This window comes from Paraburkholderia sp. CNPSo 3272, assembly GCF_024206495.1.
GTDB lineage: Bacteria > Pseudomonadota > Gammaproteobacteria > Burkholderiales > Burkholderiaceae > Paraburkholderia.
This window is the reverse complement of record NZ_JAMBPQ010000018.1, coordinates 110016-134619: the sequence shown is the minus strand read 5'-3', so window position 1 is coordinate 134619 and position 24604 is coordinate 110016. Positions and strand designations below refer to the sequence as shown.

Sequence of the window (24604 nt, the reverse complement as noted above, 5' to 3'; positions counted from 1 at the left end):
TCGCCTTAATCCATCGCTCATGCGAATGCTTATCTGCGCCGCCGATCGCGCCGCCACCCGCGCGCTGCCGCTCGCGCCCCTCACCGCCGTGCTGCTGCTCGCGGGCTGCATGGTCGGACCGGACTACCACCGCCCGCAGGTCACTGTGCCCGCCACGTGGAAAGAGCTGCCCGGCTGGACCCAGGCCGAGCCCGAAGCCGCCCAGGGACCCAAGGGCGACTGGTGGACCGCCTTCCAGGACCCCCTGCTCGACGAACTGGAACCGCTCGTCCAGGTCTCGAACCAGACCGTGCGGCAGAGCTACGCGAACTACCAGGAAGCGCTCGCCGAAGTGCGCGTCGCGCGTGCGAGCCTCTTTCCGACCATCGGCATCACCGGCTCGCTCGCGCGCGAGCGCTCCTCCACCGGCACGCTCAGCAGCGTGAGCAGCATCACGTCCACGCCGAGCGGCGCGCGCATCGTCAACGGCGGCACGCTCGAAGCGAACGCGAGCTGGGACATCGACCTCTGGGGCCAGGTGCGCCGCCAGATCGAGGAACAGTCGGCCACGGCGCAGGCAAGCGAAGCGACGCTGGCAAACGCTACGTTATCCGAACAAATCGCACTGGCGAACGCCGTGATCGATCTGCGCATCACCGATGCCGATATCGACCTGCTCACGCACACCGTGCAGGCGTACTCGGACTTCCTGCGCGTGGTGGCCAACCAGGACCAGGCGGGCACCGTGCCGCCGTCCGACGTGATATCGGCGCGCACGCAGCTCGAATCCGCGCGCGCGAGCCTGATCGCCCTGGGCGTGGCGCGCGCGCAATACGAGCACGCCATCGCGGTGCTCGTGGGCCGCAACCCCGAAGAGGTCGATATCCCGCACAGCGCGCAGCTTCCCGCGCTGCCCACCATTCCTGCCGGCGTGCCCTCCACGCTGCTGCAGCGGCGGCCCGACATTGCGACCGCCGAACGTCAGATGGCGTCGGCCAACGCGGCGATCGGCGTAGCGGTGGCCGCGTACTATCCGACGATCTCGCTCACCGCGCTCGACGGCTTCACGCAGTCGCCGCTTTCGGGCCTGCTGCACATGAGCAACTATGTGTGGTCGCTCGGCGCGAGCGCGACCCAGACGATCTTCGACGGCGGCCAGCGCAGCGGCCAGGTGGCGGCCGCGCGCGCGAGCTACGACGCGGCGGTGGCGAACTATCGCGGTACGGTGCTGACGGCGTTCCAGGGGGTGGAGAACGATCTCTCGGGGCTGCGCATCCTCGCGCAGCAGGCCGACGTGCTCGACGCCGCCGTGCGCGACGCCATCCGTGGCGCCCAGATCGCGCAAAACGAATACGAGGCGGGCACCGTGGACTACACGACGGTCGCCACGGCGCTGGCTACCCAGGTGACCAATCAGCAGAGCGCGCTCAACGTGCATCAGCAGCGGCTGCTCGATACGGCTTCGCTGATCGGCGACCTGGGCGGGGGCTGGTCAGGGCAGCTGCACGATGCGCAGCACCCGGCGCGGGCGGTGTCGCCGGCTTCCGACGCCGCGGCGGCGGCCGCGAGCGCAAGCGGTGCGGCGAACGTGGAAGCGAGCAGGACGCAGGGTGCCGCTGCGAGCCCCTGACCGGGAGAACCCGCGCTACGCGCGCGGCTCCCGTTCCGAAGCGGTCATCACCGGCATGGCCGAGGCCGGCAGGCCGAACACGGCATCGAAGATCACGTTATAGACGTAGTTGTAGACGAGAAAGAACATCGAGAGGCCGATATCCATCGCGAACGCCTCCATCAACGTCACGTGCAGGGTGAGCGCGATCATCGGCACGAGGAACAGCAGGAGCCCGCCCTCGAAGCCGACCGCATGCGCAATGCGGCGCGCGAAGCTGCGACCGCGTTTCGTCTGGCGCGCTTCCCAGCGCTCGAACAGCAGGTTGTAGACGAAGTTCCAGCCCACCGCGATCAGCGATGAAAACACCGCCGCCGCGCCCGCGCGGCCCATGCCGCTGCCCGAGAGCGAGGCAAAGCTCGTGCTGGTGATCAGGATCGCGATGCCCTCGAACAGCGTGACGTACACGATCCGGCGTTTGATGCCCTGCATGGACCCATGCTCCTGATGCGGCTCCCGCGTAGCTTGGGGCCGCCTGCGTCGCCGCGCCTGCTGCGAACGCGGCGAAACCCTGCGCGAATCAACCGAGATCGGTGAATACCGAAGCCGCGGACAAACGCGACTTCGGCAGCTTCGCGTTGAAGTCGTCGGCGCTGCGGTAGCCGAGACCGACCACCACCAGCGCGGTGAGGCCCTGCTCGCGCAGGCCCAGTTCCTCGTCGAGCGCTTTTGCGTCGAAGCCTTCCATCGGGCAGGCGTCGATTTCGAGCGTCGACGCACCGATCAGCAGCGTGCCGAGCGCGAGATACGCCTGCTTCTCCAGCCACGCCGGCAGGTCGTTGCGCTCGCGATGCAGGTTCACATAGAACGAGCGCGTCTTTTCCTGACCCGCCTTCGCCTCGGCATTGGCGAAGCGGCCGTCCGCCTCTTCCTGCGCGAGCACCTGGGCGAGGTGCGCCTCGTCCATGTCGGTGCGCACGCACAGAACCACCACGTGCGAGGCGCGCGTGACCTTCGGCTCGTTGTAAGCGAAACCTTCCATACCCTTGGCGATGCGGGCACGCGCAGCCTCGCTTTCGGCCACCACGAAATGCCACGGCTGCGAGTTTACCGACGACGGGCTGAAGCGGATCAGCTCCTTGAGTTCGTCGATGACCGCGGCGGGAATCTTGCGGGCGGGATCGAACGCCTTGGTGGCGTGGCGGGCTTTCGCGAAGCGGGTGAGGTTCAAGCGGCTTTCTCCTTCGTATGCGGTCGGCCGGGGCAATAGCCGGCAAGGCCGACATCGTACCAGCATCGTGCGCCGGCCGCGGGGGCGGTATGCGCGCCCGTCGCGCCTGCGCTATGCTTTAAGGCTGAAATCGCCGCGACGGCTCAGCAGCCACGCGCCGCCGCCCGCAAGGAGACCGATCATGCGCCAGGCCATCCATCATCTGCCCGTGAGCACGCGCACGCGCGGGCTCGTCGAGATCAGCGATGAGGTGCGCGCGTTCGTGCGCGAACAGCGCATCGCCACCGGCTTGCTCACCCTCTTTTGCCGCCACACCTCGGCGTCGCTCGTCATCCAGGAGAACGCCGATCCTTCGGTGCGCCGCGATATCGAACGCTATTTCGAGCAGCTCGCGCCCGAAGATCCGCAGCGCTACGAGCACGACACCGAAGGCCCCGACGACATGCCCGCGCATTTGCGCACGGCGCTCACGCACACGCAGCTCTGCATCCCGGTGGAGCACGGCAATCCCTTGCTGGGCACGTGGCAGGGCATCTATGTGTTCGAGCATCGGCGCGCGGCGCACACGCGCGATATCGTGCTGCATTTGATCGGCGAATGAGCAGCTCAGGCGCGCACACGCAAATCCCCTACGCAAGCGCTATGCTTGCGTCTTTCGTTCAACCGACTCACCGAGGGTTGCCCCCAATGAAACAGTCCGCCGGATCCATGATTTCCTTCACCCGCCCTGACGGCCAGTCGCTCCAGGGTTATCTCGCCAAACCGGAAAAAACCGACGGCGCGCCTGCCATCGTCGTGATCCAGGAATGGTGGGGCTTGAACGACCAGATCCGCGGCGTGGCCGACCGGCTCGCGCAGGCGGGCTACCTCGCGCTCGTGCCCGACCTCTATCGCGGCAAGAGCACCGTCGAACAGGAAGAGGCCCACCATCTGATGACGGGCCTCGACTTCGCGGACGCGGCCTCGCAAGACGTGTACGGCGCGGTCAATTACCTGAAGACGCTCACGGACCGCGTGGGCGTGACGGGCTACTGCATGGGCGGCGCGCTCACGCTGCTCGCGGCGACCATGGTGCCGGGCCTTTCGAGCGCCGTGGTGTGGTACGGCTTCCCGCCGCTCGAATACATCGACGCGAGCAAGATCACCGCGCCCATCCTCGGCCACTTCGCGACCCAGGACCAGGCGTTCAGCATCGAAACCGTGGCGGAACTCGAAACGAAGCTCAAGGGCGCCAGCGTCGACGTCGAATTCCATCGCTATCTGGCCCATCACGCGTTTGCGAACGAGACCGCCGTGGGCCCGACCCGCATCCCCATCACGCAGTACGACCCGGTCTGGGCGCAGCTCGCGTGGGACCGCTCGCTGACGTTCTGGGGCCGCACGATGTGGCCGCAGCGCGCGGCGCGCTGAAGCGCCGGCAGCGGCCCGCGCCGCCGCGCGGAACTGTCGTAGAATCGGCGTCGCCCCGCCTCGCGCGGGCGACGCCGATTTGCATTGCAGCGCCTTCGTCCCTCTCACGCTTTTCGCGGAGACTCCATGACGCCGCTCATCCTCCAGCGCCCCGCGCTTTTGTTCATCGTGCTGATCCTGGTGCTGCCGCTTGCCGCCGCCCTCGGCGCAAACGTGCTGCACCGCTACTTCCCGCTCGCCGAGGAGGCGCGCGAGAACTACAAGATCGTGCAGGGCGCGACGCTCACGCTGCTTGCGCTCCTGATCGGCTTCACGCTCTCGATGGCCGTGAGCCGCTACGACCAGCGCAAGAACCTGGAGGAAGAGGAAGCCAACGCGATCGGCACGGAGTATCTGCGCGCCGAACTGCTTGGCGGCGAGCCGGCTGCCCAGACCAAGGCGCTGCTTGCGCGCTACCTTCAGGCGCGCATCCGCTTCTATGTCGTGCACGAGCCCGGCGCACTCGAGCAGATCAACCGCGACACCGCCGGGCTACAGACGCAGCTCTGGGCAAGTGTGCGCGATCCCGCGAAGGCGCAGCCGAATCCGGTGATGGCGCTCGTGGTGGCCGGCATGAACGACGTCATCAACACCCAGGGCTACACACAAGCCGCATGGATCAACCGCATTCCCGTCGCCGCGTGGGTACTGATGATCAGCATCGCCATCTTCAGCAACCTCATGCAGGGCTACGGCGCGCACGGCCAGGTCGGCCGGCGGGTGCTGCTGCTCATCCTGCCCATCACGGTGACGCTGTCGCTCACGCTCATCGCCGATATCGACAGCCCGCGCGGCGGCCTCATTCGCGTCGCGCCGCTCAATCTGATGAGTCTTGCGCAATCCATGCCTGCCAATCCCTGAACCCCGCTCCAAGGCGCCGCACGATCACGTCCAAGCCCGTACAGCCATGAAAGTCATCCGCTCGAAAGCCTTCACCGCCACCCGCCCCTGGGGCGCGCTCGACATCGCCAGCATGAACGGCACTACCGTGCGCCTGCACTGGACCGACCAGCCGTACAAATGGCACATCAATGACGGCGAGGAAGTGTTCGCCGTGCTCGACGGCGTGGTCGACATGCATTATCGCGAAGACGGCGCGGAGCATGTTGTGGTGCTCGAAGCCGGCGACGTGTTCTTTGCGGGCGTGGGCTGCGAGCATGTCGCCCATCCGCGCGGCGAGGCGCGCATTCTCGTGGTCGAGCGCGAAGGCAGCGTGTAGCAGCGTGTAATCCGCGCCTTGCGGCGAAAAGACGGCGCGCGCCATTTCCACTAAACTTGGCGGCCTGACTCCACTCCCGCCTCTGAATAAGGCCGCGGCGCGCCTTGCACGGCAAGCGCCGCGCCGCTGAAGGCCTTCAAGGACCCCGCATGAACGACCTTTCCGCCTTTCCCATCACCCGCAAGTGGCCGGCGCTTCACCCCGAGCGCATCCAGCTCTATTCGCTGCCCACGCCCAATGGCGTCAAGGTCTCGATCATGCTCGAGGAAAGCGGCCTGCCTTATGAGCCGCATCTCGTGCGCTTCGACGCGAACGACCAGATGTCGCCGGAATTCCTCTCGCTGAATCCCAACAACAAGATTCCCGCGATCCTCGATCCGAACGGCCCGGGCGGCGAGCCGCTCGCGCTGTTCGAATCGGGCGCGATCCTCATCTATCTCGCCGACAAGTGCGGCCGCTTCCTCGCCCGCGAAGGCGCGGCGCGCTACGAGACGATCCAGTGGGTCATGTTCCAGATGGGCGGCATCGGGCCGATGTTCGGCCAGGTGGGCTTCTTCCACAAGTTCGCGGGCAAGGAGTACGAGGACAAGCGTCCGCGCGACCGCTACGTCGCCGAGTCCCGGCGCCTGCTCGCCGTGCTCGACCAGCGCCTCGAGGGGCGCAAGTGGATCATGGGCGACGAGTACACCATCGCCGACATCGCCACGTTTGGTTGGGTGCGCAACCTTGCTGGCTTCTACGAGGCCGGCGACCTCGTGGGTTACGCCGATTTCAAAAACGTCGCGCGCGTACTCGGGGCATTCGTCACGCGTCCGGCGGTCGAGCGCGGGCTCAACATTCCGCCGCGCGGCTAAGGCGCGCCCGCGGCGTCATTGCGGCGCCGCTTTCACGCGCGCCGCGACCGAGTCGGCCACTTCGGCCGCCGCGCGGTCCACGTTCTTACGGTCGTCGGCGCGCGCGAGCACGAATTTGGCCGCCGCCACATACGGATTGAGCGCGATCGCCGCGCCGGCGCCCGGCTTCGCGTGGCTCGACTGGCTGTCGATCACCTGATAAAGCGGCTGCGGCGCCTGGGTGGCCAGGTTGTCCACGGCCACCGCCAGCTCGATCTGGCTCGCGCCCGAGCCGAAACCCACCACCGCGCGCCGCATACTGTTGCCTTCGTCCACGCTCAGGAAGACGCCGCGCACCAGCCAGCCCTGCGCGGGCAGCGGCGCGCCGCTGGGCAGGCGGCGCGCGTCGAGGCCCTTCTCGCGCAGATCGTTCACCAGCGCATCGGCCATTTTCGTGACGACCTGATCGGCCTGCTGCTGCGGGTCGCGGTGACGCAACAGCGGTCGTGGCAGCAAGCCGCCCATGTGCTCGCGCGCATTCTCCACTGGATTCGAATCCTGCTTGACGTTGGCCGCGTCGAGTTCGAAGTCCGTCACGTAGACGAGCGGCGCGCCCGGTTGTTGAGCCGCGGCGAGCTGCGCGAACGCGCACAGGCAGAGCGTCGCGAGCCGCTTCCAGATCCATTGCATCTTCATCGCACGCTCCCATACGTTCGCCAGCCATCCATCCATTCAAGCCGTGGCCGCCCGTGCGGCACGACCATCAACCGTCGATCAGCCCGAGCCGCGCCAGGTCACTCGCGAGCGATTCGGTTTCGACGAAGTGGCACGCCTGCAAGCCCGCGTCGAGCGCGCCCGTGACGTTCGCTTCGCTGTCGTCGACGAAGAGCGTTTCCCGGGGCTGCACACCGAGCTGTGCAACGCAGCCAAGATAGGTCTGCGCGGCCGGCTTGACCGCGCCGAACGTCGCCGACGAGTAGACCTGTGAACCGAAAAGCCGCGCAACGGGCGGATTCAGATAGTCAAGGTGATGCGTTACGAGCGAGCAGTTGTTGGTCAGAACGGCGATGCGGCAGCGCGCGGCCACACGTTGCGCCAGCGCGAGCGCCGCCTCGTTCGGCGTAATCGAAGCGCGCCGCGCAGCGAGCCACGTATCGCGGCCCACCTCGCATCCGAGCATCGCGCCGAGGGCGCGCAGATAAGCGTCGGGGTCGAGCTCGCCCGCGTCGGCGCGCGCTTCGAGACCCGAGCCCCAGATCGCGTGACGCACCGTGGCGGGCGGCGCGCCGGTGGCGGCCGCGAGGCTCGCCACGCGCGCGTCGCGATCGTAGTGGGACAGCACGCCTTCCATGTCGAACAGGACTACGCCGATCGCCGCCATCTGCCGCTCCCGCCACGCTAAAGTCCACTGCGATCACACTGCGATCCCATCGCGGCGCCGCTAAGTCCGCAGCCGATCATACCGCCGTGCCGCGCGAGGCGGCGCACGAGTGGCACGCGCGCGGCGCTGCGCTGATCGCGCCCCTAAACCGTCAATCGATTTTGGGTAAACTGGGATGCATGGACACCTGCCGTTATTGCGGAAAACTGCGCGACGAATGGGATTGCCACGGGGCAGCGTGCCGCCAGGCGATCGCGCAGGCGCTGCACCGCCAGCGCAAGGGGCTGCCGATGGTCGCGAACGTGATCCGCAACGAAATCCCCGCCGACGCCACCACCGGCGAGATCATCACCGCGCTTTCCCGCCAGCGCCAGCGCGCGAGGCGAGGCAACGAGGAACGACGCGAGCGCAAGGCGCTCGATCTCCCCGAAGGCGAGTAAGGCACCCGCCGAAGCGGGCTAGCGCCCGCTCTCTTCCTCGTTTGCAGGCGCGGCAATGCCGATGCGCGCGAACGTTTCCTCCAGATGATTCACGCACACGCGCACTTTCGCGGACTGCGCGAGGCGCGCCGGGTACACGGCCCAGACATTGGCCGGCTGCGTCACGCCGGGCAGCACGCGCTGCAGGCGCCCGCTCTCCAGCAACGGCGCGACGTCCCACATCGAGCGCAGCACGATGCCGCGGCCCGCCAGCGCCCACTGCACGGCCACTTCACCGTGATTGGTCGAGAGCGGCCCCGCCACCTTCACCGAGACCGTTTCCCCATGCGTGTTCAGGCGCCATACGCCGAACGGATGATCGCGCTCCTTGATCGCGAGACACGCGTGTTCGGCGAGATCGGCGACCTCCTGTGGCGCGCCGCGCCGCGCGAGATACGCGGGCGCGGCGCAGAGCACGCGATAGTTCGTCGCGAGACGCCGCGCGATCAGATGGCCGGCGATCTCGTCGCCGATACGCACGTCGAGGTCGAACCCCTCGCCCGCCACATCGACGAGCCGGTCGAACAGCTCGAGGCGCACGCTCAGTTGCGGGTAACGCTCGGAAAGCCCGGCGAGCGCGGGCGCGACGAAGTTGCGGCCAAAGCCGAAGCTGCTCGACACGCGCAGCGTGCCGCGCGGAATGCGCCGCGTGGTGGAGACGTCGTCCACGAGCCGCTCGACGTCGTCGAGGATCTTGCCCGCGGAGGCATAGACGCGCTCGCCGGCCTCGGTCATCGCGACGCGCCGCGTCGAGCGGTGCAACAGGCGCGTGCCGAGGCGCGCCTCGAGCACGCCCACGCGCTTGCTGACATAGGCCGGCGACGCCGCAAGCGCTTCGGCCGCCGCGGTGAAGCTCGCCTTGCGCGCGACCATGCAGAACACGCGCAAGTCGTCGAGCTCCGGCGACGCGGCGGATTTCGGCGCTTTCGGTGCGTCTGGCATGGGCGTCACCGCGGCGTCACAGCGCGGCGGCTACCGCTTCGCCCAGCTCGGTCGTGTTCGCCGTGCCGCCCATGTCCGGCGTGCGCGGGCCTTCCACCAGCACCTTCTCGATGGCCTGCATGATCGCGTCGTGCGCAGCCTTGTATTGCGCGTCGCCGTTGCCGAGGAAGTCGAGCATCATCGCGCCCGACCAGATCATCGCGATGGGGTTGGCGATCTTCTTGCCGAAGATGTCGGGCGCGGAGCCATGCACCGGCTCGAACAGCGAGGGAAACTTGCGCTCGGGATTCAGGTTCGCCGAAGCCGCGAGGCCGATCGTGCCCGTGCACGCGGGGCCGAGATCCGAAAGAATGTCACCGAAGAGGTTCGACGCGACGACCACGTCGAAGCGGTCGGGCTGGAGCACGAAACGCGCGCACAGAATATCGATGTGCTGCTTGTCCCACTTCACGTCGGGATACGCCTCGCCCATTGCGGCCACGCGCTCGTCCCAGTACGGCATGCTGATCGAGATGCCGTTCGACTTCGTGGCCGCCGTGAGTTTCTTGCGTCCGCGCTCGTTCGCGAGTTCGAACGCGTACTTGAGAATGCGGTCCACGCCGTGTCGGGTGAACACCGACTCCTGCAACACGAACTCGCGCTCGGTGCCTTCGAACATCTTGCCGCCCACCGAGCTGTACTCGCCCTCGGTGTTCTCGCGCACCACGAGAAAGTCGATGTCGCCGGGCTTGCGGTTGGCGAGCGGACACGGCACGCCGGGCAGCAGACGCACCGGGCGCAGGTTCACGTACTGGTCGAACTCGCGGCGGAACTTCAGGAGCGAGCCCCACAGGGAAATGTGATCGGGCACCTTGTCGGGCCAGCCGACCGCGCCGAAATAGATTGCATCGAAACCCTTGAGCGTGGCGAACCAGTCGTCCGGCATCATCTTGCCGTGCTGCAGGTAGTAGTCGCAGCTCGCCCAGTCGAAATGGGTGATTTCGAGCTTCAGGCCGAACTTCGCGGCCGCCGCCTCGACGACGCGCACGCCCTCGGGCATCACTTCCTGGCCGATACCGTCGCCGGCAATGGCGGCGATTCTGAATGTCTTGCTCATGTCGCGTTCTCCGTTTCTGTGTCGATTCTGTCCTGATGCGCCAGCATGCCTGAAAACCCGCCGGCGACCAGCCCCGCAGGCGTGGATAGATTCAACACGAAACGTGAATAATCGCACGAGGGCGCGCTACGGTCCATGGATGCGCCATATTCAGCACCCGGCGATTTCCTGCCGATGCCCGATCTCGCCTACACTCTCGGTTGGCCCCACCGCGCCTTTCGCTGAAACGGCGCATATCCAGATCGACCGACTTATGTTCTCGCTTTCCGACACCCTTCCCTCAGACAAACCCGCCCTCTACGAATCGCTGGCCGCGCAGGCGCGCTCGCTGATCGAAGGCGAAACCGACGTCATCGCGAACGCAGCGAACTTCGCTTCGCTCGTGTTTCATTCGCTCGAAGGCCTGAACTGGGCGGGCTTTTATTCGTTCGACGGCACCGAACTCGTGGTCGGGCCGTTCCAGGGCAAACCGGCGTGCGTACGAATTCCGCTGGGCAAGGGCGTATGCGGCACGGCGGCGGCCACGCGGCAAACGCAGGTGGTGCCCAACGTGCACGCGTTCGCGGGCCACATCGCGTGCGATTCGGCCTCGCAGTCGGAAATCGTCGTGCCCCTCGTCACGCCGGACGGGGAGCTGATCGGCGTGTGGGACGTGGACAGCCCGCATCTCGCGCGCTTCGACGATGAGGACGCGAAAGGCATGGAATTGCTGTGCCGCACGTTTATCGAGTACGGCATGAAGCGTCGTTAGGCGTCGTTAGGCGCACGACGTGCCGTGGATCGCGGACGAAGGAGAAACGCCGCATGATCCCGAGTGGGCGACCTGAATCGCTCGACACGTCCTCAGGATGCCGAATCGTCTTGCGCATTCGCCTTGACGAAGTCAACGAACGCGCGCAGCGGCGCCGGCAGGTGCCGCCGCCCAGGGTAGTAGAGAAACGGCCCCGGAAAGGACACATCCCAGTCGTCGAGCAAGCGCACGAGCGCGCCGCTTCGGATATGCGGCAGCAACATCTCTTCGAACAGATACACGACGCCGACGCCGTCAAGCGCCATGTTGATCAGCAGGTCAAGTGCCGCGCCGGGACGCACCACGAGCACCGTGGGCGGGTCGAGGCGCAGCACCTCGCCGTCGCGCTCGAATTGCCAGAGCGGCATCGCGCCGCCCGCGAACTGCACGCGCAGGCAAGCGTGGTCGAGCAATTCGCGCGGATGTTCAGGCCGCCCGCGCGCCGCGAGATACGCGGGAGAGGCGACCGCCGCGAAGCGCTCCACCCGCGGGCCGATGGGAATCGCGATCATGTCCTGCTCCAGCCGCTCGTCGTAGCGGACCCCTGCGTCGCAGCCGATCTGCAGCACGTCGACGAAGCCGTCCTCTACTACGACCTCGACGCGAATCTCGGGATAGGCACGTTGGAACGGCGCGAGCACGCCCGGCAGGATGGTGCGCGCCGCGCTCGCGGGCACGTTGAGCTTGAGCGTGCCCGCCGGCTTTTCGCGGTAGCCGTTGAGCACGTCGAGCGCCGCTTCCATCTCGCTGAAAAGCGGCGTGATCGATTCGAGCAGACGCTGCCCCGCCTCGGTCGGCGCGACGCTGCGCGTGGTGCGGTTCAACAGGCGCAGCCCCAACTTCGCCTCCAGCCTGCGCACCGCGGCACTCAGGCTCGACGCCGAAACGCCGCCCACGCGCGACGCATCGCGAAAGCCGCCCGCGCGCGCCACCGAAACGAAAGCCGCCAGATCGTTCATTTCCATCGGCATGGTTCACCCAACACTGTTCGATTTCCCGCACAGACTGCTCTGATCAGATGAGATTATCGGACAATTCGAGGGTGCCCATATTGCGGACATTCGTCAACCGAGGAGTACGCCAAAACTATCTACGACATCAAAGACGTATGGCCGCTCACTTCTGCACTTTGCCAATCGCGTCGAGTTGCGCCAGCACTTCCGCGGAGAGCGCGAGTGTCTGCGCGCTCATGTTCTCGCGGAGATGCGTCACCGACGACGTACCCGGAATCAAAAGGATGTTCGGCGCGCGGTGCAGCAGCCACGCGAGCGCGACGGCCATCGGCGTCGCGCCGAGCGACCGGGCTATGTCCAGCAGCGCGGAAGACTGGATCGGCGTGAAACCGCCAAGCGGGAAGAACGGCACGTAGGCGACGCCCTTTTCGACCAGCGCGTCGACCAGCGCATCGTCGTCGCGGTGCACGAGGTTGTAGTGGTTCTGCACGCAGACTATCGGTGCGATCTTTGCCGCATCGTCGATCTGCTTCGCCGTCGCGTTGGAGATGCCGATGTGGCGCACGAGCCCGCGCTCGCGCAGAGCGGCGAGCGCTTCCATTTGCCTTTCGACGGGGCCTTCGGCGGGCTTGTGGACGTCGCCCATGATGCGCAGATTGACCACGTCGAGCGTGTCGAGCCCAAGATTGCGCAGATTGTCGTGCACGGCGCGCTCGATGTCGGCGGGCTCCAGCGCGGGCAACCAGGCACCCGTGCCGTCGCGCACCGCGCCCACCTTGGTGACGATCGTGAGATCGTCGGCATAAGGATGGAGCGCCTCGCGGATGATCTGGTTGGTCACGTGCGGGCCATAGAAGTCGCTCGTGTCGAGATGGTTCACGCCGAGTGCGAGCGCTTCGCGCAGCACAGCCACGGCAGCCGCGCGGTCCTTCGGCGGCCCGAATACGCCGGGGCCGGCAAGTTGCATGGCGCCGTAGCCCATACGGTTGACGGTGCGGCCCGCGAATGCAAACGTGCGCGCGGGTTGTGCCCGTTGTGCGGTCTGGGCGGGGGAATGGTCGGTCAGCTGCGGCATGTCGTGCTCCTCATGAACGGATGGCGCCAGTATGGGCGCTGCCGCGCTGTTGGATAATCCCATCAGATTCGCACGGGTTGTTCGAAATTTCGCACAATCACATGACGGTCAAAGGGGACGCTCAGTTGAACCTGATAGCTCGAAGCTCTTCATGGCGCGGGAGCCTGAGCAGGGTCGAAAGCGCCCTTCCGACAACAGCCGACGCAAGGGCTTGCTCTGCGCCCTGATGCGAAGGCATGAGCAAACTCAGGTGAAAGCAACCCGTCAATAGTGAGTGTATGTATATCGCTTCCACGGCGTAGTCAACGTGATCAGTGCCCTCGCGATCCGCCACGGCGAGCCTTAACGCAGACTCGATAGATGACTGCGCGATACGCGCAGCTTCCCCCAACGTCGATGTAGAACAAACGGTATCTCCTTCAGATCTTGCTGTGGAGAATGCGATGGAGTACAGACGCCGTCGCGTACCGGAATGAAGGACGTCGGCCAATCTTCTTTCAAGTTTTGAGCGCAAAGCGCCAAGCGTTGCCCCATTCGACTTCTCAGGCGGAATTGTGAAGGGGTCCAGAGGCAAAGCTGATCGTTCGAACAAAGCCGTCACGAGCGCCCATTTGTTTGAAAAGTGACCATAGATTGCGCCTCTGGTCATACCAGCCGCGTGAGCGATGTCTTCAAGAGACGTAGAGCTAACGCCACGCTCGAAAAATAAAATCTCCGCGCTGTCGAGGATCTTTTCGCGTGTTACGAGTCCCTGTACTTTTCGCTTCATCATCTCCCCTCCGGTCTTCTACGCGTTCTCTGGTCGCGCTGCGCCGCTATCCGTCCTCTTCGCCGCGAGATGTGAGGCCTTGTCCCGCGCGCCTACTCAAATTTCGCGAACATCACGTCGCGCTGGCTAGATACAAGATGTTGACCTCCGTCGACGACCAAGGTCGTCCCTGTCACTCCGCGGGCCTCGGCAAGATAGACAGCTGCATCGACGATGTCTTCGAGCCGCGAGCCGCGCCGAAGCGGGGTCATTCGGTGAGCCGTCTCAAACTGCTCTTGCGTTTGATCACCCGAGACAAGCGTAAGTCCTGGAGCCAATCCGACCACTCTGACCTTCGGCGCTAGCGCCTGTGCAAGCGCTATCGTTGCATTCGCCAGCGCTGCTTTCGTCAAGGTATAAGAGAGGTAGTCTGGATTCATGTTGTAAAGCTTCTGGTCCAGAACGTTGACAACGACGCCGCGCCGCGCCTCGTCGGCAACTGCACAGTCCGGTATCGCGTCGTAGAGTCCGCGCGCCAAAGCCAGCGGCGCAGCGACGTTGATCTTCATGAGCGCCAGCAGGAGATCGTAAGTAAAGGTCTGTGCCGTATCCTCCTCAAACCGCGAGGCGCAATTCAGGACGCAATCGAGTCGTCCGAATGCTTGCACACAAGCGGGCACAAGCTGCCTCACCTGTTGCTCGTTCGAAAGATCCGCGCAAAGGGAAATTGCGCTTCCGCCTCGCGCCGCGATCTGATCGACAACCTCTTGCGCTTCGCGCTTCGACTGGTGATAGTGCAAGGCAACGTCCCATCCTCGCTTGGCAAAGCCAAAAGCGAGGGAGCGACCGATTCGCCGGCCGGCTCCCGTCACAAGCACCGATTGCCTACGAGAGCCGTCGTAATGAATTGCTGGTTCAGTCATAACGAAACGCCAATGTCAGGCAGGCGCAGGGTGCGCCTTCGAGTTGCGCTCTCGCCCTATCCTCGAGTAACCGTGGCAAGGCGTAGCATCAAGGGTTCAAATCTCAAGGTTGTCAATAAGGCGTGTGCTGCCGAGGCGCGCTGCCGCGAGCACGACGAGCTTTCGATCGACGACATCCGACTCCATTGGAGAGCGTAAGTCGGCCTGCTTTCGGACCGAGATGTAATCGGGTTTCCAGCCGCGATCGATCAGCGTTGAGAACACGCGCCGTTCGATTCGCTGGATATCCTGTCGACCGCTCAAAATGTCGTCCCGCACGCGGCTCAGGAGCCGATATAGCGTAGGGGCCTCCACGCGTTGCTCCGGCGTCAGGAAGCGATTGCGAGAGGACAGCGCAAGTCCGTCTATGTCGCGGATGGTTTCGCCGGCCACGACATCCGTGGGCATCGCGAACTGCTTGCACATTTCGCGAACAATCATCAGCTGTTGATAGTCCTTTTTTCCAAACACCGTCACGCGCGGCTGCGCGCATAACAGCAACTTCATTACGACTGTGCAAACGCCTTGAAAGAAGCCCGGCCGGAACTCTCCCTCGAGCATGTCGCCAAGCCCACCAGGAGGCTGCACGCGATATTCTTGCGGCTGCGGAAAGAGGTCCCGTTCCGTAGGGGCGAAGACGACGTAGACATTCTCCTTCTGCAGCTTCTTCAGGTCCGCCTCGAGCGTTCTGGGATAACGCTCGAAGTCTTCACCCGGTCCAAACTGCAGCGGATTCACGAAAATGCTGGTAATGACAGGATCTCCATGCTGTCGTGCGAGACGGATCAGCGACAGATGCCCTTCGTGCAGATTGCCCATCGTCGGCACGAAGGCCGTGCGGTTTTGCCCGCGCAATTGAGCTCGCAGTTCCTCGACAGACCGAATCAGTTTCATGCTGGATCTTGCCTCTGAGACTTAACTCGTACTGCTTACATGTTCGGATAGTTCGGGCCGCCGCCGCCTTCCGGCGTGACCCATATAATGTTCTGCGTCGGGTCCTTGATATCGCAGGTCTTGCAGTGCACGCAGTTCTGCGCGTTGATCTGCAGGCGATCTTCTTGATCGTCTCTCACGAACTCGTAGACGCCTGCGGGGCAGAAGCGCGCCTCGGGTCCTGCATACGTTTGAAGGTTGATGTCGACAGGCACGCTCGCGTCCTTGAGCGTGAGATGCGCCGGCTGGTTCTCTTCGTGGTTCGTGTTCGAGATGAACACTGAGGAGAGCCGATCGAACGTGAGCTTGCCGTCGGGCTTCGGATACTCGATGGGCTTGCACTGCGAAGCGGGCTTGAGCATTTCGTGATCGCGATGCTGGTGGTGCAGTGTCCACGGCACGTTGCCGCCCAGCAGCTTCTGCTCGATGCCCACCATCAGCGTGCCCAGGTACAGGCCCTTGCTCATCCACTGCTTGAAGTTGCGCGCCTTGTACAGCTCCGTGTAGAGCCACGACTGCCTGAACGCTTCCGGATAGGCCGCGAGCTCGTCGCTCTGGCGGCCTGCCTGCACGGCTTCGAACGCCGCATCGGCTGCCAGCATGCCGGTCTTGATCGCCGCGTGGCTGCCCTTGATGCGCGAGGCGTTCAAAAAGCCCGCGTCGTCGCCCACGAGCGCGCCGCCCGGGAACACCAGCTTGGGCAGCGACATCAGGCCGCCGGCCGTGATCGCGCGCGCGCCATACGAGACGCGCTTGCCGCCTTCGAGGTACTTGCGGATTTCCGGGTGCGTCTTGTAACGCTGGAATTCCTCGAACGGCGAGAGATACGGGTTCTGGTACGCCAGACCCACGACGAAGCCCACCATCACCTGGTTGTTGTCGATGTGGTACAGGAACGAGCCGCCGTACGTATCGGATTCGAGAGGCCACCCGGCGGTGTGGATTACGAGACCGGGCTGGTGCTTCGTGGGATCGATCTCCCACAGTTCCTTGATGCCGATGCCGTAGACCTGCGGATCCGAATCCTTGCCGAGCTTGAACTTCTCGTTCAGCTGACGGCCCAGATGCCCGCGGCAGCCTTCGCAGAACAGCGTGTACTTGGCGTGCAGCTCCATGCCGAGCTGGAAGTTCTCGGTGGGCTCGCCGTCCTTGCCGAGACCCATGTTGCCGGTGGCGACGCCCTTCACGGAACCGTCGTCGTTGTAGAGCACTTCGGCAGCCGGAAAGCCGGGGAAGATTTCCACGCCCAGCGCCTCGGCCTGCTGGCCCAGCCAGCGCGTGACGTTGGCGAGGCTGATGACGTAGTTGCCGTGGTTCTTGAAGTTGTCGGGCAGTGCCCAGTTCGGCACAGCCTTAGCCCCCGTTTCAGAAAGAAAAAGGAACTTGTCCTCGGTCACGGGCACGTTAAGCGGCGCGCCTTGCTCTTTCCAGTCCGGCATCAGTTCGTTCAGGGCACGCGGATCCATGACCGCGCCCGAGAGGATATGCGCCCCGATTTCCGAGCCTTTCTCCAGCACGCAGACACCGATTTCAGCGCCTTTTTCCGCGGCCAGCTGCTTCAGGCGGATCGCGGCAGACAGCCCGGCGGGACCGCCACCGACGATCACCACGTCGTATTCCATCGACTCGCGTGGGCCATGCCCTTGCTGATTCCCCTCCGCCATCCCCACTTTCTCCCTGGCCTCGTAATGTCGCCATGCTCGTTGGACTCTCGCCCGTCGAGGGCGCCGCCACCACGGGAATCGCTTCCAGCATCTCCCGTAGGTGGCAGGCGAGGAGTATACATAAATGAATGTCGTATAACAATATGAACGCAAGACGGTGGCAAAAGCACACCCTTTCCAACCGCAATCGCTTCTCGGGCAATCGACGACCCAGTGTCGAGTTTTTTCTATTCGATAGTCCTAACTTCAAGCGGCAAACTTACCCTCGTGAAATATACGGCCCTCATCGACCGCATCTGCGTTTTACGTGAGTGATCTGCTCATGTCGAGCGCCTGGAATTTACCTTGCTGGTAAAGCATTCGATTCCACCAGGTGTTTGTACGGAGAGTGCGCAGGAAATTCACTTCGGCGACTGCTGCAGGCGAGCGATCGCGCTGGCAAAAAGACATGCGGCGCAGGCCGGGTCAACTCAACCTGGCAGGGGAACATAGACCGGGCCGGCGAAGGTGCAGGCGTGAGTGCTGCAATGGCTGGACGCCACCCGGTCCGTTCCGTATAAATGCACGTAACAAGCCGTGGGTGACAAGACGTGGTCGATAACTCTACAACTTGGGTCAGCGCCATACAGGTGGCAACGCAAGTGACCAGAAAAAACCGCGCGCAAACCAACACAATAAAACGGCGCGCGCCCAGCGCGCATGCCCCGACTACTGTCCAACGAGATCGTAAGCGGCGAGGGCCGCAACCTCCGTCACGCCGCCATCCACTGGCAGGCATGTGCCGGTGACAAACCGCGACTCATCGCTGGCGAGAAACAGCGCGGCGGACGCAACGTCCCACGCGTCTCCTTCCAGTGGAAGCGGTGCGATCTTGCGGCGCCGCTCGCGCGCCTTTTCGTTGAGCATGCTCTGCACCATGGGTGTAAAGATGTGCCCCGGCGCGATGGCGTTGGCGCGCACATGATCACGGCCGTACATCACCGCTAGCTCTCGCGTGAACGCAACCATGCCTGCCTTCGATGAACCGTACGCAGCTGACCCGTGACTGCGTATGCCAGCAACCGAACTGATATTGACGATTGCCCCGCCTCCACGCGCCACGATCTTTGGCACTGCACTGCGACTCATCAGGAACGCGCTCTTGAGGTTCACATCCATCACGCGGTCCCACGACGCCTCGTCGATATCCTGCAATCGTCCCGGCGCACCTGAAATTCCGACGTTGTTCACGAGTATATCCAGGCCACCATATCGCTCAACGGTCTCTTCGACGATGCGCGTGCACACCGCAGCGTCCGTGATGTCACCCGTACAAACGAACCCTGCACCGCCGGACTCGGTAATCAATGCGAGCGTCTCGGCAGCCCTCTCGTGCTGCTGATCGACAAGGCATACGGACGCGCCCTCAGCCGCAAAAAGACAGGCGATGGCCTTGCCCGTGCCGTAACCTTGCCCGAGTGACCCCGCGCCGGTGACGATCGCGATCTTGCCGCTCAAACGCTGATAAAAGACTTTCGGAGAAGGCATGCTGTAGTCGAATGATGTAGTCGCTCGCCACTCAAAGCATTCGCGCGTTTACGTGCCCGGGACGGCTATCCATACGCGCGCTGGAGTCGCATTTTCGAGCAAGCTTAGTCTCATGAGGTCGATAATGCAACGCATAGTTGTATTATCGACCTGTACGATCACCTGGACCTACTCTGCGGTGATCCATCAATGCCGCGCCAAAGCGCGCCGCGTAGGCCGTGTTCACCGCCTCCGTCTGGAAGCGTGTCTCGTTGATGGCGAAGATAAAGTAGCCGTATGCGAGATCGCGCCGATAGTCTTCCCAAGCCTCGTCGAACGACGGCGCCTCGACTCCGCCAGCTGCCAACTGCAGTAAATAGTGTTCGAGCAACGGCCGCTCCCACATGCGACGGTCTTCGATATCCAGCGCGCAGCCTATGTGATAGGCCACCTCCAGGCTCCACGGCGCCCGGCTTACCTGAGCATCGAAAAAACCTGGCGTTCCGTCTGGTTCAACGAACAAGTTGCCCAGGTGCGTGTCGCCGTGAATGAGACACACGGGCTTGCCTTTGTGCTGGCTGGCAATGTCTGCGAGCGCCGCTACCATCCATTCACGATCGTGCAGGTATCGGCTAACGGCGGCTCCTCGGGGGAGCGAGACGTAGTGGGCCCACACATCCGGCTCCAGATAGCGATTCTGATATTCCAGCGACCAGTCGGAAAAGCGCTCCCCCACCCACTCAAAGCGGCCGCCCGTTTCAAATTCGGCGCTGTTCCAGGTCTGCGCGTGATAGCGCGCCATCGCACTCAGACGCCGCACCATCTCTTCGTAGTGTTGCGCTCGCTGCGCCCTGCAAAAGCGAGCCCCGCGCTGCTCGAGGTCTTCCATCACGACGACAGATTGCCATTGATCGGGGTCCGCGCCCGCATAGAAGCATTTCGGCACGTTCATATTTATGAATGGCGAGACGTCACGATAGAACCGCATTTCGTTGCGGTACATATCCTTCATTGACTCGCTGTGATCCTGAAAGCCACCTTTTACGATCATGCGCGAAGGCAGCGCCATTTCCCTGCCCACATCGTTGTACTCGAGCGCCACGCGCACTTTCGTCGACGTTCCAGGCAGCACAGCTACGTGGCTGCACGAAGTCACTTCCACGCCCGCGAAGCGAAACGCAAGCGCCGACGTCAGCCACTGTGCGGTCACTCCTTCCACCGTGACCGGCAACGCCATGTCACTCATCACAGCAAGTGCAGACAAGATTTCCCCCTGGCGATTGAAATACGCAAGACGCGTGCGGCATCGTCGCGCACCGAGTCGTTCGACCGCAACATGGGGAAAACCACACCTCGTCGAGCGTTGCATATTTTGAATGCCGTGCATATAGTTGCTTTCAGATGCAGATACTTATTTGGCAGGTACCTGATGAATCTTCTTGAATCACCCACACTGGCCCATGACTTCGCCGGTGCCGCACCAGCACGAATGCTCTGCCCGGAGGAATACCGGACCGAAGAAAGCGTCGCCTTCAAGATGAATCTGGTTCACCTTCTGCTGGGCAGCGAAATCGACCGGAAGCTTGCCGCGAGCGGACTTTCCGCTCTCCAGTGGGGCATCCTGAAAGCGCTCTACGACGAGCGCGCCCGCACGCCCACCGCCCTGTGCCGCATCCTTCTCGCGGACAGCGGCGCAATGACCCGGAAGCTCGATTCACTCGAGAAGCGCGGATTGATCGAGCGTATCCGAAGCATTTCCGATAGACGCAGCATTGAACTCGCATTGACGGCAAACGGCCGTGGATTGCTGCACGAGACCCTGCCGCACATCGTGGAAACGAGCAATCGCCAGCTTCAGGGCTTCACGATGGACGAAGTCGCGACCGTCAAACGTCTTCTCGAGCGAATGATCGTCAACCTGAGCTGAGCGGCCAGTGCATGCCCGAACTAAGCGGCGAATCCGCCAGGCTCAGCGCTTGACTCAATTGAAAAAGGAGTAGTTCATGGAGCACACCGAAACAACCGCAAGACCGGCCGAGACATCGACGCAAGCGTCGGCTTCCGCGCCGCTGCCGGTTGCGCATGTCTACCGTGGCCGTATGATCACCGGAAATGCGATCAAGCACGTATCGCGAGATCTCGGTCAGGGTTTCTGCACGCCCAAAATCGAACTGGATGACCTCGTCTGGCCGCGTGCGGAATCGGGTCCTGCGTTCGATGTGCCCGTCGAGCAGATTATTGATTTCCTCGTCGAGCTCGGTCCCCGCCTGCATCTCGACGTCAATCCGCTCATGCAGGCCGCACTCGAATCGATGATCAAGGTTAGTCCCCTGGGACGCCGGATCCTCGAGAACTGCTATCGGGATATACCTAACCTGTTTTTGCGCGAGGTAATCGAAGACGAGTTGCGTGTGAGCCTTGGCGACGCGAGGCTCGTCGACGGCTGGGTAGAACGCACGCTGCGCGGCCGCCCTAGCCGTCTGCGCGCCTTCCCGCCGAGGCTCGTTCACATTCTGGCGGGCAACTCGCCGATGGTTGCGGCCATGACCGTGATGCGCGCCGCGCTGACGAAAGGCGTGCACCTGCTCAAGCTACCGTCGAACGACCTGTTTACCGCCACCGCGATTCTGCGCACGATGGCCGAAATCGATCCGAACCATCCCGTCACGCAGTCTTTTTCCGCCGCCTACTGGCGCGGAGGTGACGAGAACGTCGAGTCCATTCTTTATCGCCCGCAGTATTTCGACAAAATCGTCGTTTGGGGCGGCGATAGCGCGGTACGCCACGTCATGCGCTACGCCGGGCCGGGTCTGGAACTGGTTGCCTTCGACCCCAAGGTGTCCATCTCCCTTATTGGCCGCGAGGCCTTCATTTCCGACGCGGTTCTGCGTGAGGTCGCGCGTGCGGGCGCCGCCGATGTGCTGTCGTTCAACCAGGATGCGTGCAATGCAAGCCGCTATCAGTTCATCGAAGGCGACGAAGATGACGCCGACCGCTACTGCGAGCAACTCGCTCTCGCACTCGGCGACGACTACCGTTATGGCGATGGCCAGGGTCCGCTGGTGCCGAGCGACATTCGCGAAGCCGTCGACGTGCTGCGTGAAATGGAGCCGCTTTATCGCGTGTTCGGCGGCTACGACGGCAAGGGTCTCGTCGTGCGCTCGGACGAAATGGTTGACTTCCATCCGATCTGCAAGACCGTCAACGTCATTCCCGTGGGCAGCTTGCGCGACGGGGCTCGCTACGCGACTGTCGCGACGCAGACCGTCGGTATCTATCCGCCGCATCGGGTAACCGAGGTGCGCGACGCCCTTGCGTGCGCAGGCGTGCAGCGCATGGTCGCTTTGGGCGAATCGATTTCGGACGGCGTTGGTGGCTACCCCCATGACGGCATGTTCCCGATCCACCGATTCATGAAATGGGTCTCGGAAGAATCGGGTCCGAACCAGGGGGAGACGCGATAATGCATGCCCTTTCCTCCCTCCTGCAATTCACCGATCTGCAGGACCCCTTTCGCAACGCGCCTGAAAACCTCCATACCGTTCAGCTGCACGCCGTACGGGAGCGTTTCGCGCAGCGCCGTCAACAGATTCGCATTCTCGACAAGCGGGCCAGCGACGCCGGTGTAACGGAACTTGGCACGCTGGACGACGCAGTGCCGCTGCTATTCGCCGACGCCGTCTACAAAAGCTATCCCGATTCGTTCATCGAAAGCGGCAAATGGCGTCATCTCACGGCATGGCTTCAAACCCTTACGACGAACAAGATCGATGGGCTCGACTACAGTAGAGTCGCCAATCTCGACGACTGGATCAACGAGTTGCGCCGCAACGGCCACTATGTGATGAGTTCGAGCGGCACCTCGGGGAAGCAGTCATTCATCTACCAGAGCGAAACCGACCGTGAGCTCGGCTGGCGCCTGCTCGACCAGGGTATTCGCTGGGCGGCAAGCGCCATGCGCGATCGGTCGCGCCGTTATCCCGCGTACCTGTTGACGCCCTCTTCCGGGTCCTACACCGGTACCGAGCGCATGGCGAAGTTCGCCGAGTCGATTGCACTGCCTGGCGACGTTCACTACATGTCGGATGTGCCACAAAGCGCCGCCCAGACCACGCGCATGGCGCGCATGCGGCGGGCGATTGCGGACGGCACTGCGTTGCCCAGCGAAATCGAAGCTTTCCAGAACGAAAATCGTGAACGCACCGCGCGTGTGCAAGCCGACTTCCGGCGCTTCATCGACGAGTTGCTCGAGCGGCGCCACGAACCGATGTTCATCATGGGCATGATGGGGATGCTCTACCAGATCGTAGTCACGGCGCGCGAACGAGGCATTCCCGACGGCGACTTCCACCCCGATACGATCATCAGTATCGGCGGCGGCAAGAAGGGTGCGAATTTGCCGGAAGACTTCCAGCAGCAGTGCGAACGCTTCTTCAATTTCAACGCGACCAATTTCAACGATGGATACGGCATGGGCGAAGTATCGGGGTTCTGCCCGTGGTTCCATGAAGCGAAAGCGTGGACGGTACCGCCGTGGCTCGTCCCGCTAGTGCTCGATTCCACCGGCGAGCAGCTGCTGAATCCACGTGCCGGAAAAGGTGTCGTCGAAGGACGGCTTGCGATGATCGATCTGCTCGCCGACGGCCGCTGGGGCGGTGTCATCAGCGGGGACAAGGTCACCGTGGAGTTCGGCCATGGCATCGACGGCGTGCGAACGCCCGTCATACGCGACGTGGTGCGCTACAAGGATCTGCCCGGCGGCGACGACAAGCTTTCGTGTGCCGGCACGATCGACGCCTATGTCCGCGGAGAAATTGCGGATATGACCGAAGCCCGTATTGCCAATTGAGGCAATTCTTTTCAATATTATGTAGACCTACTCCACAATGACTGAGCAAACGACAAATCCGGCCGTGTGGTTCATCACGGGAGTTTCGTCCGGCTTCGGCCGGTCCCTTGCGGAAGCGGCCCTCGCACGCGGTGACAAGGTGGTGGGCACTGTGCGCAACGACGCGCAGCTAGCGCCATTCGAAAGTCTCGCGCCCGGGCGCGCGTACGGCGTGCTGCTCGACGTCACCGACGCCGCATCGGTTCCGCGCGCTGTCGAACAGGCTCTTGGCCGGGCGGGCGCAATCGACGTTCTTGTGAATAACGCCGGCTACGGCCTGTTCGGCGCACTCGAAGAAGTCTCCGACACAGAAGCGCGTCGGCTCTTCGATACCAACGTGTTTGGCACGGTCAACGTGATCCGCGCCGTGCTGCCCCATTTTCGCGAGCGAAAACGCGGGCACATCGTGAACTTCTCCTCGGTAGCCGGCGTAATCGGAATCACGGGCTGCAGCTTCTATTGCGCCTCGAAACACGCGATCGAAGGCCTGTCCGAATCGCTCGCGCGAGAACTAAAGCCGTTCGGAATTCACGTGACTATCGTCGAACCCGGCGGTTTTCGCACGAATTTCGCGGGCGGCTCGCTGAAATGGAGCGAGATCGAATCGCCTGCCTACGCTGAAACGGTGGGCAAGATGCGCCAGATGATGGGCGGCTACCACGGCACGCAGGCGGGAGATCCAGCCAAGGCCGCCGCCGCCGTCGTGCGCGCGGTGTCTGCGGAGAACCCGCCGCTGCGGTTGCCGCTCGGCCCGGATGCCGTCGACGTCGTCCGAAAGAAGCTCGCGTCCGTGCAGGACAATCTTGAAGCGTGGCTCGACGTGTCGAGTTCCACTGACTTCGATCGCTAACGCTGCAGAAGCTCGTT

General features: G+C 63.6%; 26 protein-coding genes. 12 read left to right on the top strand and 14 right to left on the bottom strand.

The window, feature by feature from the left end:
* Positions 1–25: 25 nt before the first annotated feature.
* Entirely contained in the window at positions 26–1609 is a 1584-nt protein-coding gene (locus M3I53_RS22145; protein WP_254317997.1) for an efflux transporter outer membrane subunit, read from the top strand.
* A 15-nt stretch (positions 1610–1624) separates the two neighbouring features.
* Here M3I53_RS22145 and M3I53_RS22140 read toward each other — a convergent pair whose 3' ends face one another.
* Together M3I53_RS22140 and nfsB are read right to left on the bottom strand one after the other, a co-directional pair.
* Positions 1625–2080, bottom strand: a complete 456-nt coding sequence (locus M3I53_RS22140; RefSeq protein WP_254317989.1) for a PACE efflux transporter — start codon at positions 2078–2080, stop codon at positions 1625–1627.
* 88 nt (positions 2081–2168) lie between these two features.
* Positions 2169–2819, bottom strand: a complete 651-nt coding sequence (gene nfsB / locus M3I53_RS22135; protein WP_254317988.1) for an oxygen-insensitive NAD(P)H nitroreductase — start codon at positions 2817–2819, stop codon at positions 2169–2171.
* Between the two features lie 181 nt (positions 2820–3000).
* On the opposite strand from nfsB, the gene M3I53_RS22130 reads away from it, so the two are divergent.
* The 5 genes from M3I53_RS22130 (at position 3001) to M3I53_RS22110 (ending at position 6341) form a co-directional block, all read left to right on the top strand.
* Positions 3001–3420: a secondary thiamine-phosphate synthase enzyme YjbQ gene (locus tag M3I53_RS22130; RefSeq protein WP_254317987.1), complete on the top strand. Its 420-nt coding sequence runs from the start codon at positions 3001–3003 to the stop codon at positions 3418–3420.
* A gap of 86 nt (positions 3421–3506) precedes the next feature.
* On the top strand, positions 3507–4229 hold the full coding sequence (locus M3I53_RS22125) for a dienelactone hydrolase family protein (RefSeq protein ID WP_254317986.1): 723 nt from the start codon (positions 3507–3509) through the stop codon (positions 4227–4229).
* A gap of 126 nt (positions 4230–4355) precedes the next feature.
* Positions 4356–5129: a hypothetical protein gene (locus tag M3I53_RS22120; protein WP_254317985.1), complete on the top strand. Its 774-nt coding sequence runs from the start codon at positions 4356–4358 to the stop codon at positions 5127–5129.
* A gap of 46 nt (positions 5130–5175) precedes the next feature.
* Positions 5176–5487, top strand: a complete 312-nt coding sequence (locus tag M3I53_RS22115) for a cupin (protein WP_254317984.1) — start codon at positions 5176–5178, stop codon at positions 5485–5487.
* A 149-nt stretch (positions 5488–5636) separates the two neighbouring features.
* Positions 5637–6341: a glutathione S-transferase N-terminal domain-containing protein gene (locus tag M3I53_RS22110; protein WP_254317983.1), complete on the top strand. Its 705-nt coding sequence runs from the start codon at positions 5637–5639 to the stop codon at positions 6339–6341.
* A 15-nt stretch (positions 6342–6356) separates the two neighbouring features.
* On the opposite strand, the gene M3I53_RS22105 is transcribed toward M3I53_RS22110, so the two are convergent.
* Positions 6357–7016 (bottom strand): DUF4410 domain-containing protein, encoded by a 660-nt coding sequence (locus tag M3I53_RS22105; protein WP_254317982.1) that lies wholly within the window; start codon positions 7014–7016, stop codon positions 6357–6359.
* Between the two features lie 67 nt (positions 7017–7083).
* Positions 7084–7701 (bottom strand): HAD family phosphatase, encoded by a 618-nt coding sequence (locus tag M3I53_RS22100; protein WP_254317981.1) that lies wholly within the window; start codon positions 7699–7701, stop codon positions 7084–7086.
* Positions 7702–7880: 179 nt separating this feature from the next.
* On the opposite strand from M3I53_RS22100, the gene M3I53_RS22095 reads away from it, so the two are divergent.
* Positions 7881–8141: a hypothetical protein gene (locus M3I53_RS22095; RefSeq protein WP_254317996.1), complete on the top strand. Its 261-nt coding sequence runs from the start codon at positions 7881–7883 to the stop codon at positions 8139–8141.
* Between the two features lie 18 nt (positions 8142–8159).
* Here the strand turns inward: M3I53_RS22095 and M3I53_RS22090 are convergent, their stop codons facing one another.
* Positions 8160–9122 (bottom strand): LysR substrate-binding domain-containing protein, encoded by a 963-nt coding sequence (locus M3I53_RS22090; RefSeq protein WP_254317980.1) that lies wholly within the window; start codon positions 9120–9122, stop codon positions 8160–8162.
* Between the two features lie 16 nt (positions 9123–9138).
* On the bottom strand, positions 9139–10218 hold the full coding sequence (locus M3I53_RS22085; RefSeq protein WP_254317979.1) for a tartrate dehydrogenase: 1080 nt from the start codon (positions 10216–10218) through the stop codon (positions 9139–9141).
* A gap of 253 nt (positions 10219–10471) precedes the next feature.
* Here M3I53_RS22085 and M3I53_RS22080 point away from each other — a divergent pair, with 253 nt between their 5' ends.
* Complete coding sequence (locus tag M3I53_RS22080; protein WP_254317978.1) at positions 10472–10969, top strand: GAF domain-containing protein; 498 nt, start codon at positions 10472–10474, stop codon at positions 10967–10969.
* A 92-nt stretch (positions 10970–11061) separates the two neighbouring features.
* Here the strand turns inward: M3I53_RS22080 and M3I53_RS22075 are convergent, their stop codons facing one another.
* The 8 genes from M3I53_RS22075 to M3I53_RS22040 all read right to left on the bottom strand — a co-directional run bounded on the left by M3I53_RS22075 (position 11062) and on the right by M3I53_RS22040 (position 20236).
* A complete protein-coding gene (locus M3I53_RS22075; protein ID WP_254317977.1) occupies positions 11062–11973 on the bottom strand; it encodes a LysR family transcriptional regulator in 912 nt (303 codons plus the stop codon).
* Positions 11974–12124: 151 nt separating this feature from the next.
* Positions 12125–13036 (bottom strand): aldo/keto reductase family oxidoreductase, encoded by a 912-nt coding sequence (locus M3I53_RS22070; protein WP_302057784.1) that lies wholly within the window; start codon positions 13034–13036, stop codon positions 12125–12127.
* Between the two features lie 121 nt (positions 13037–13157).
* Positions 13158–13808, bottom strand: coding sequence for a TetR family transcriptional regulator (locus M3I53_RS38245; protein ID WP_302057783.1), 651 nt, complete (start codon positions 13806–13808; stop codon positions 13158–13160).
* Positions 13809–13897: 89 nt separating this feature from the next.
* Positions 13898–14707, bottom strand: coding sequence for an SDR family oxidoreductase (locus tag M3I53_RS22060; RefSeq protein ID WP_254317976.1), 810 nt, complete (start codon positions 14705–14707; stop codon positions 13898–13900).
* 96 nt (positions 14708–14803) lie between these two features.
* The gene (gene panC / locus M3I53_RS22055; RefSeq protein WP_254317975.1) at positions 14804–15640 is read right to left on the bottom strand and encodes a pantoate--beta-alanine ligase; all 837 of its coding nucleotides are present in this window, start codon (positions 15638–15640) and stop codon (positions 14804–14806) included.
* A 35-nt stretch (positions 15641–15675) separates the two neighbouring features.
* A complete protein-coding gene (locus M3I53_RS22050; RefSeq protein ID WP_254317974.1) occupies positions 15676–17343 on the bottom strand; it encodes an electron transfer flavoprotein-ubiquinone oxidoreductase in 1668 nt (555 codons plus the stop codon).
* A 708-nt stretch (positions 17344–18051) separates the two neighbouring features.
* A complete protein-coding gene (locus tag M3I53_RS22045) occupies positions 18052–18840 on the bottom strand; it encodes an SDR family NAD(P)-dependent oxidoreductase (protein WP_254317973.1) in 789 nt (262 codons plus the stop codon).
* 172 nt (positions 18841–19012) lie between these two features.
* Positions 19013–20236, bottom strand: coding sequence for an ecdysteroid 22-kinase family protein (locus tag M3I53_RS22040; RefSeq protein ID WP_254317972.1), 1224 nt, complete (start codon positions 20234–20236; stop codon positions 19013–19015).
* Between the two features lie 42 nt (positions 20237–20278).
* Here M3I53_RS22040 and M3I53_RS22035 point away from each other — a divergent pair, with 42 nt between their 5' ends.
* The 4 genes from M3I53_RS22035 (at position 20279) to M3I53_RS22020 (ending at position 24587) form a co-directional block, all read left to right on the top strand.
* Positions 20279–20776: a MarR family winged helix-turn-helix transcriptional regulator gene (locus M3I53_RS22035; RefSeq protein ID WP_254317971.1), complete on the top strand. Its 498-nt coding sequence runs from the start codon at positions 20279–20281 to the stop codon at positions 20774–20776.
* 76 nt (positions 20777–20852) lie between these two features.
* Entirely contained in the window at positions 20853–22313 is a 1461-nt protein-coding gene (locus tag M3I53_RS22030; protein WP_254317970.1) for an acyl-CoA reductase, read from the top strand.
* Positions 22313–23698, top strand: a complete 1386-nt coding sequence (locus tag M3I53_RS22025) for a hypothetical protein (protein ID WP_254317969.1) — start codon at positions 22313–22315, stop codon at positions 23696–23698. The genes M3I53_RS22030 and M3I53_RS22025 overlap by 1 nt, the downstream gene beginning before the upstream one ends.
* 37 nt (positions 23699–23735) lie before the next feature.
* Entirely contained in the window at positions 23736–24587 is an 852-nt protein-coding gene (locus M3I53_RS22020) for an oxidoreductase (protein ID WP_254317968.1), read from the top strand.
* Positions 24588–24604 lie beyond the last annotated feature (17 nt).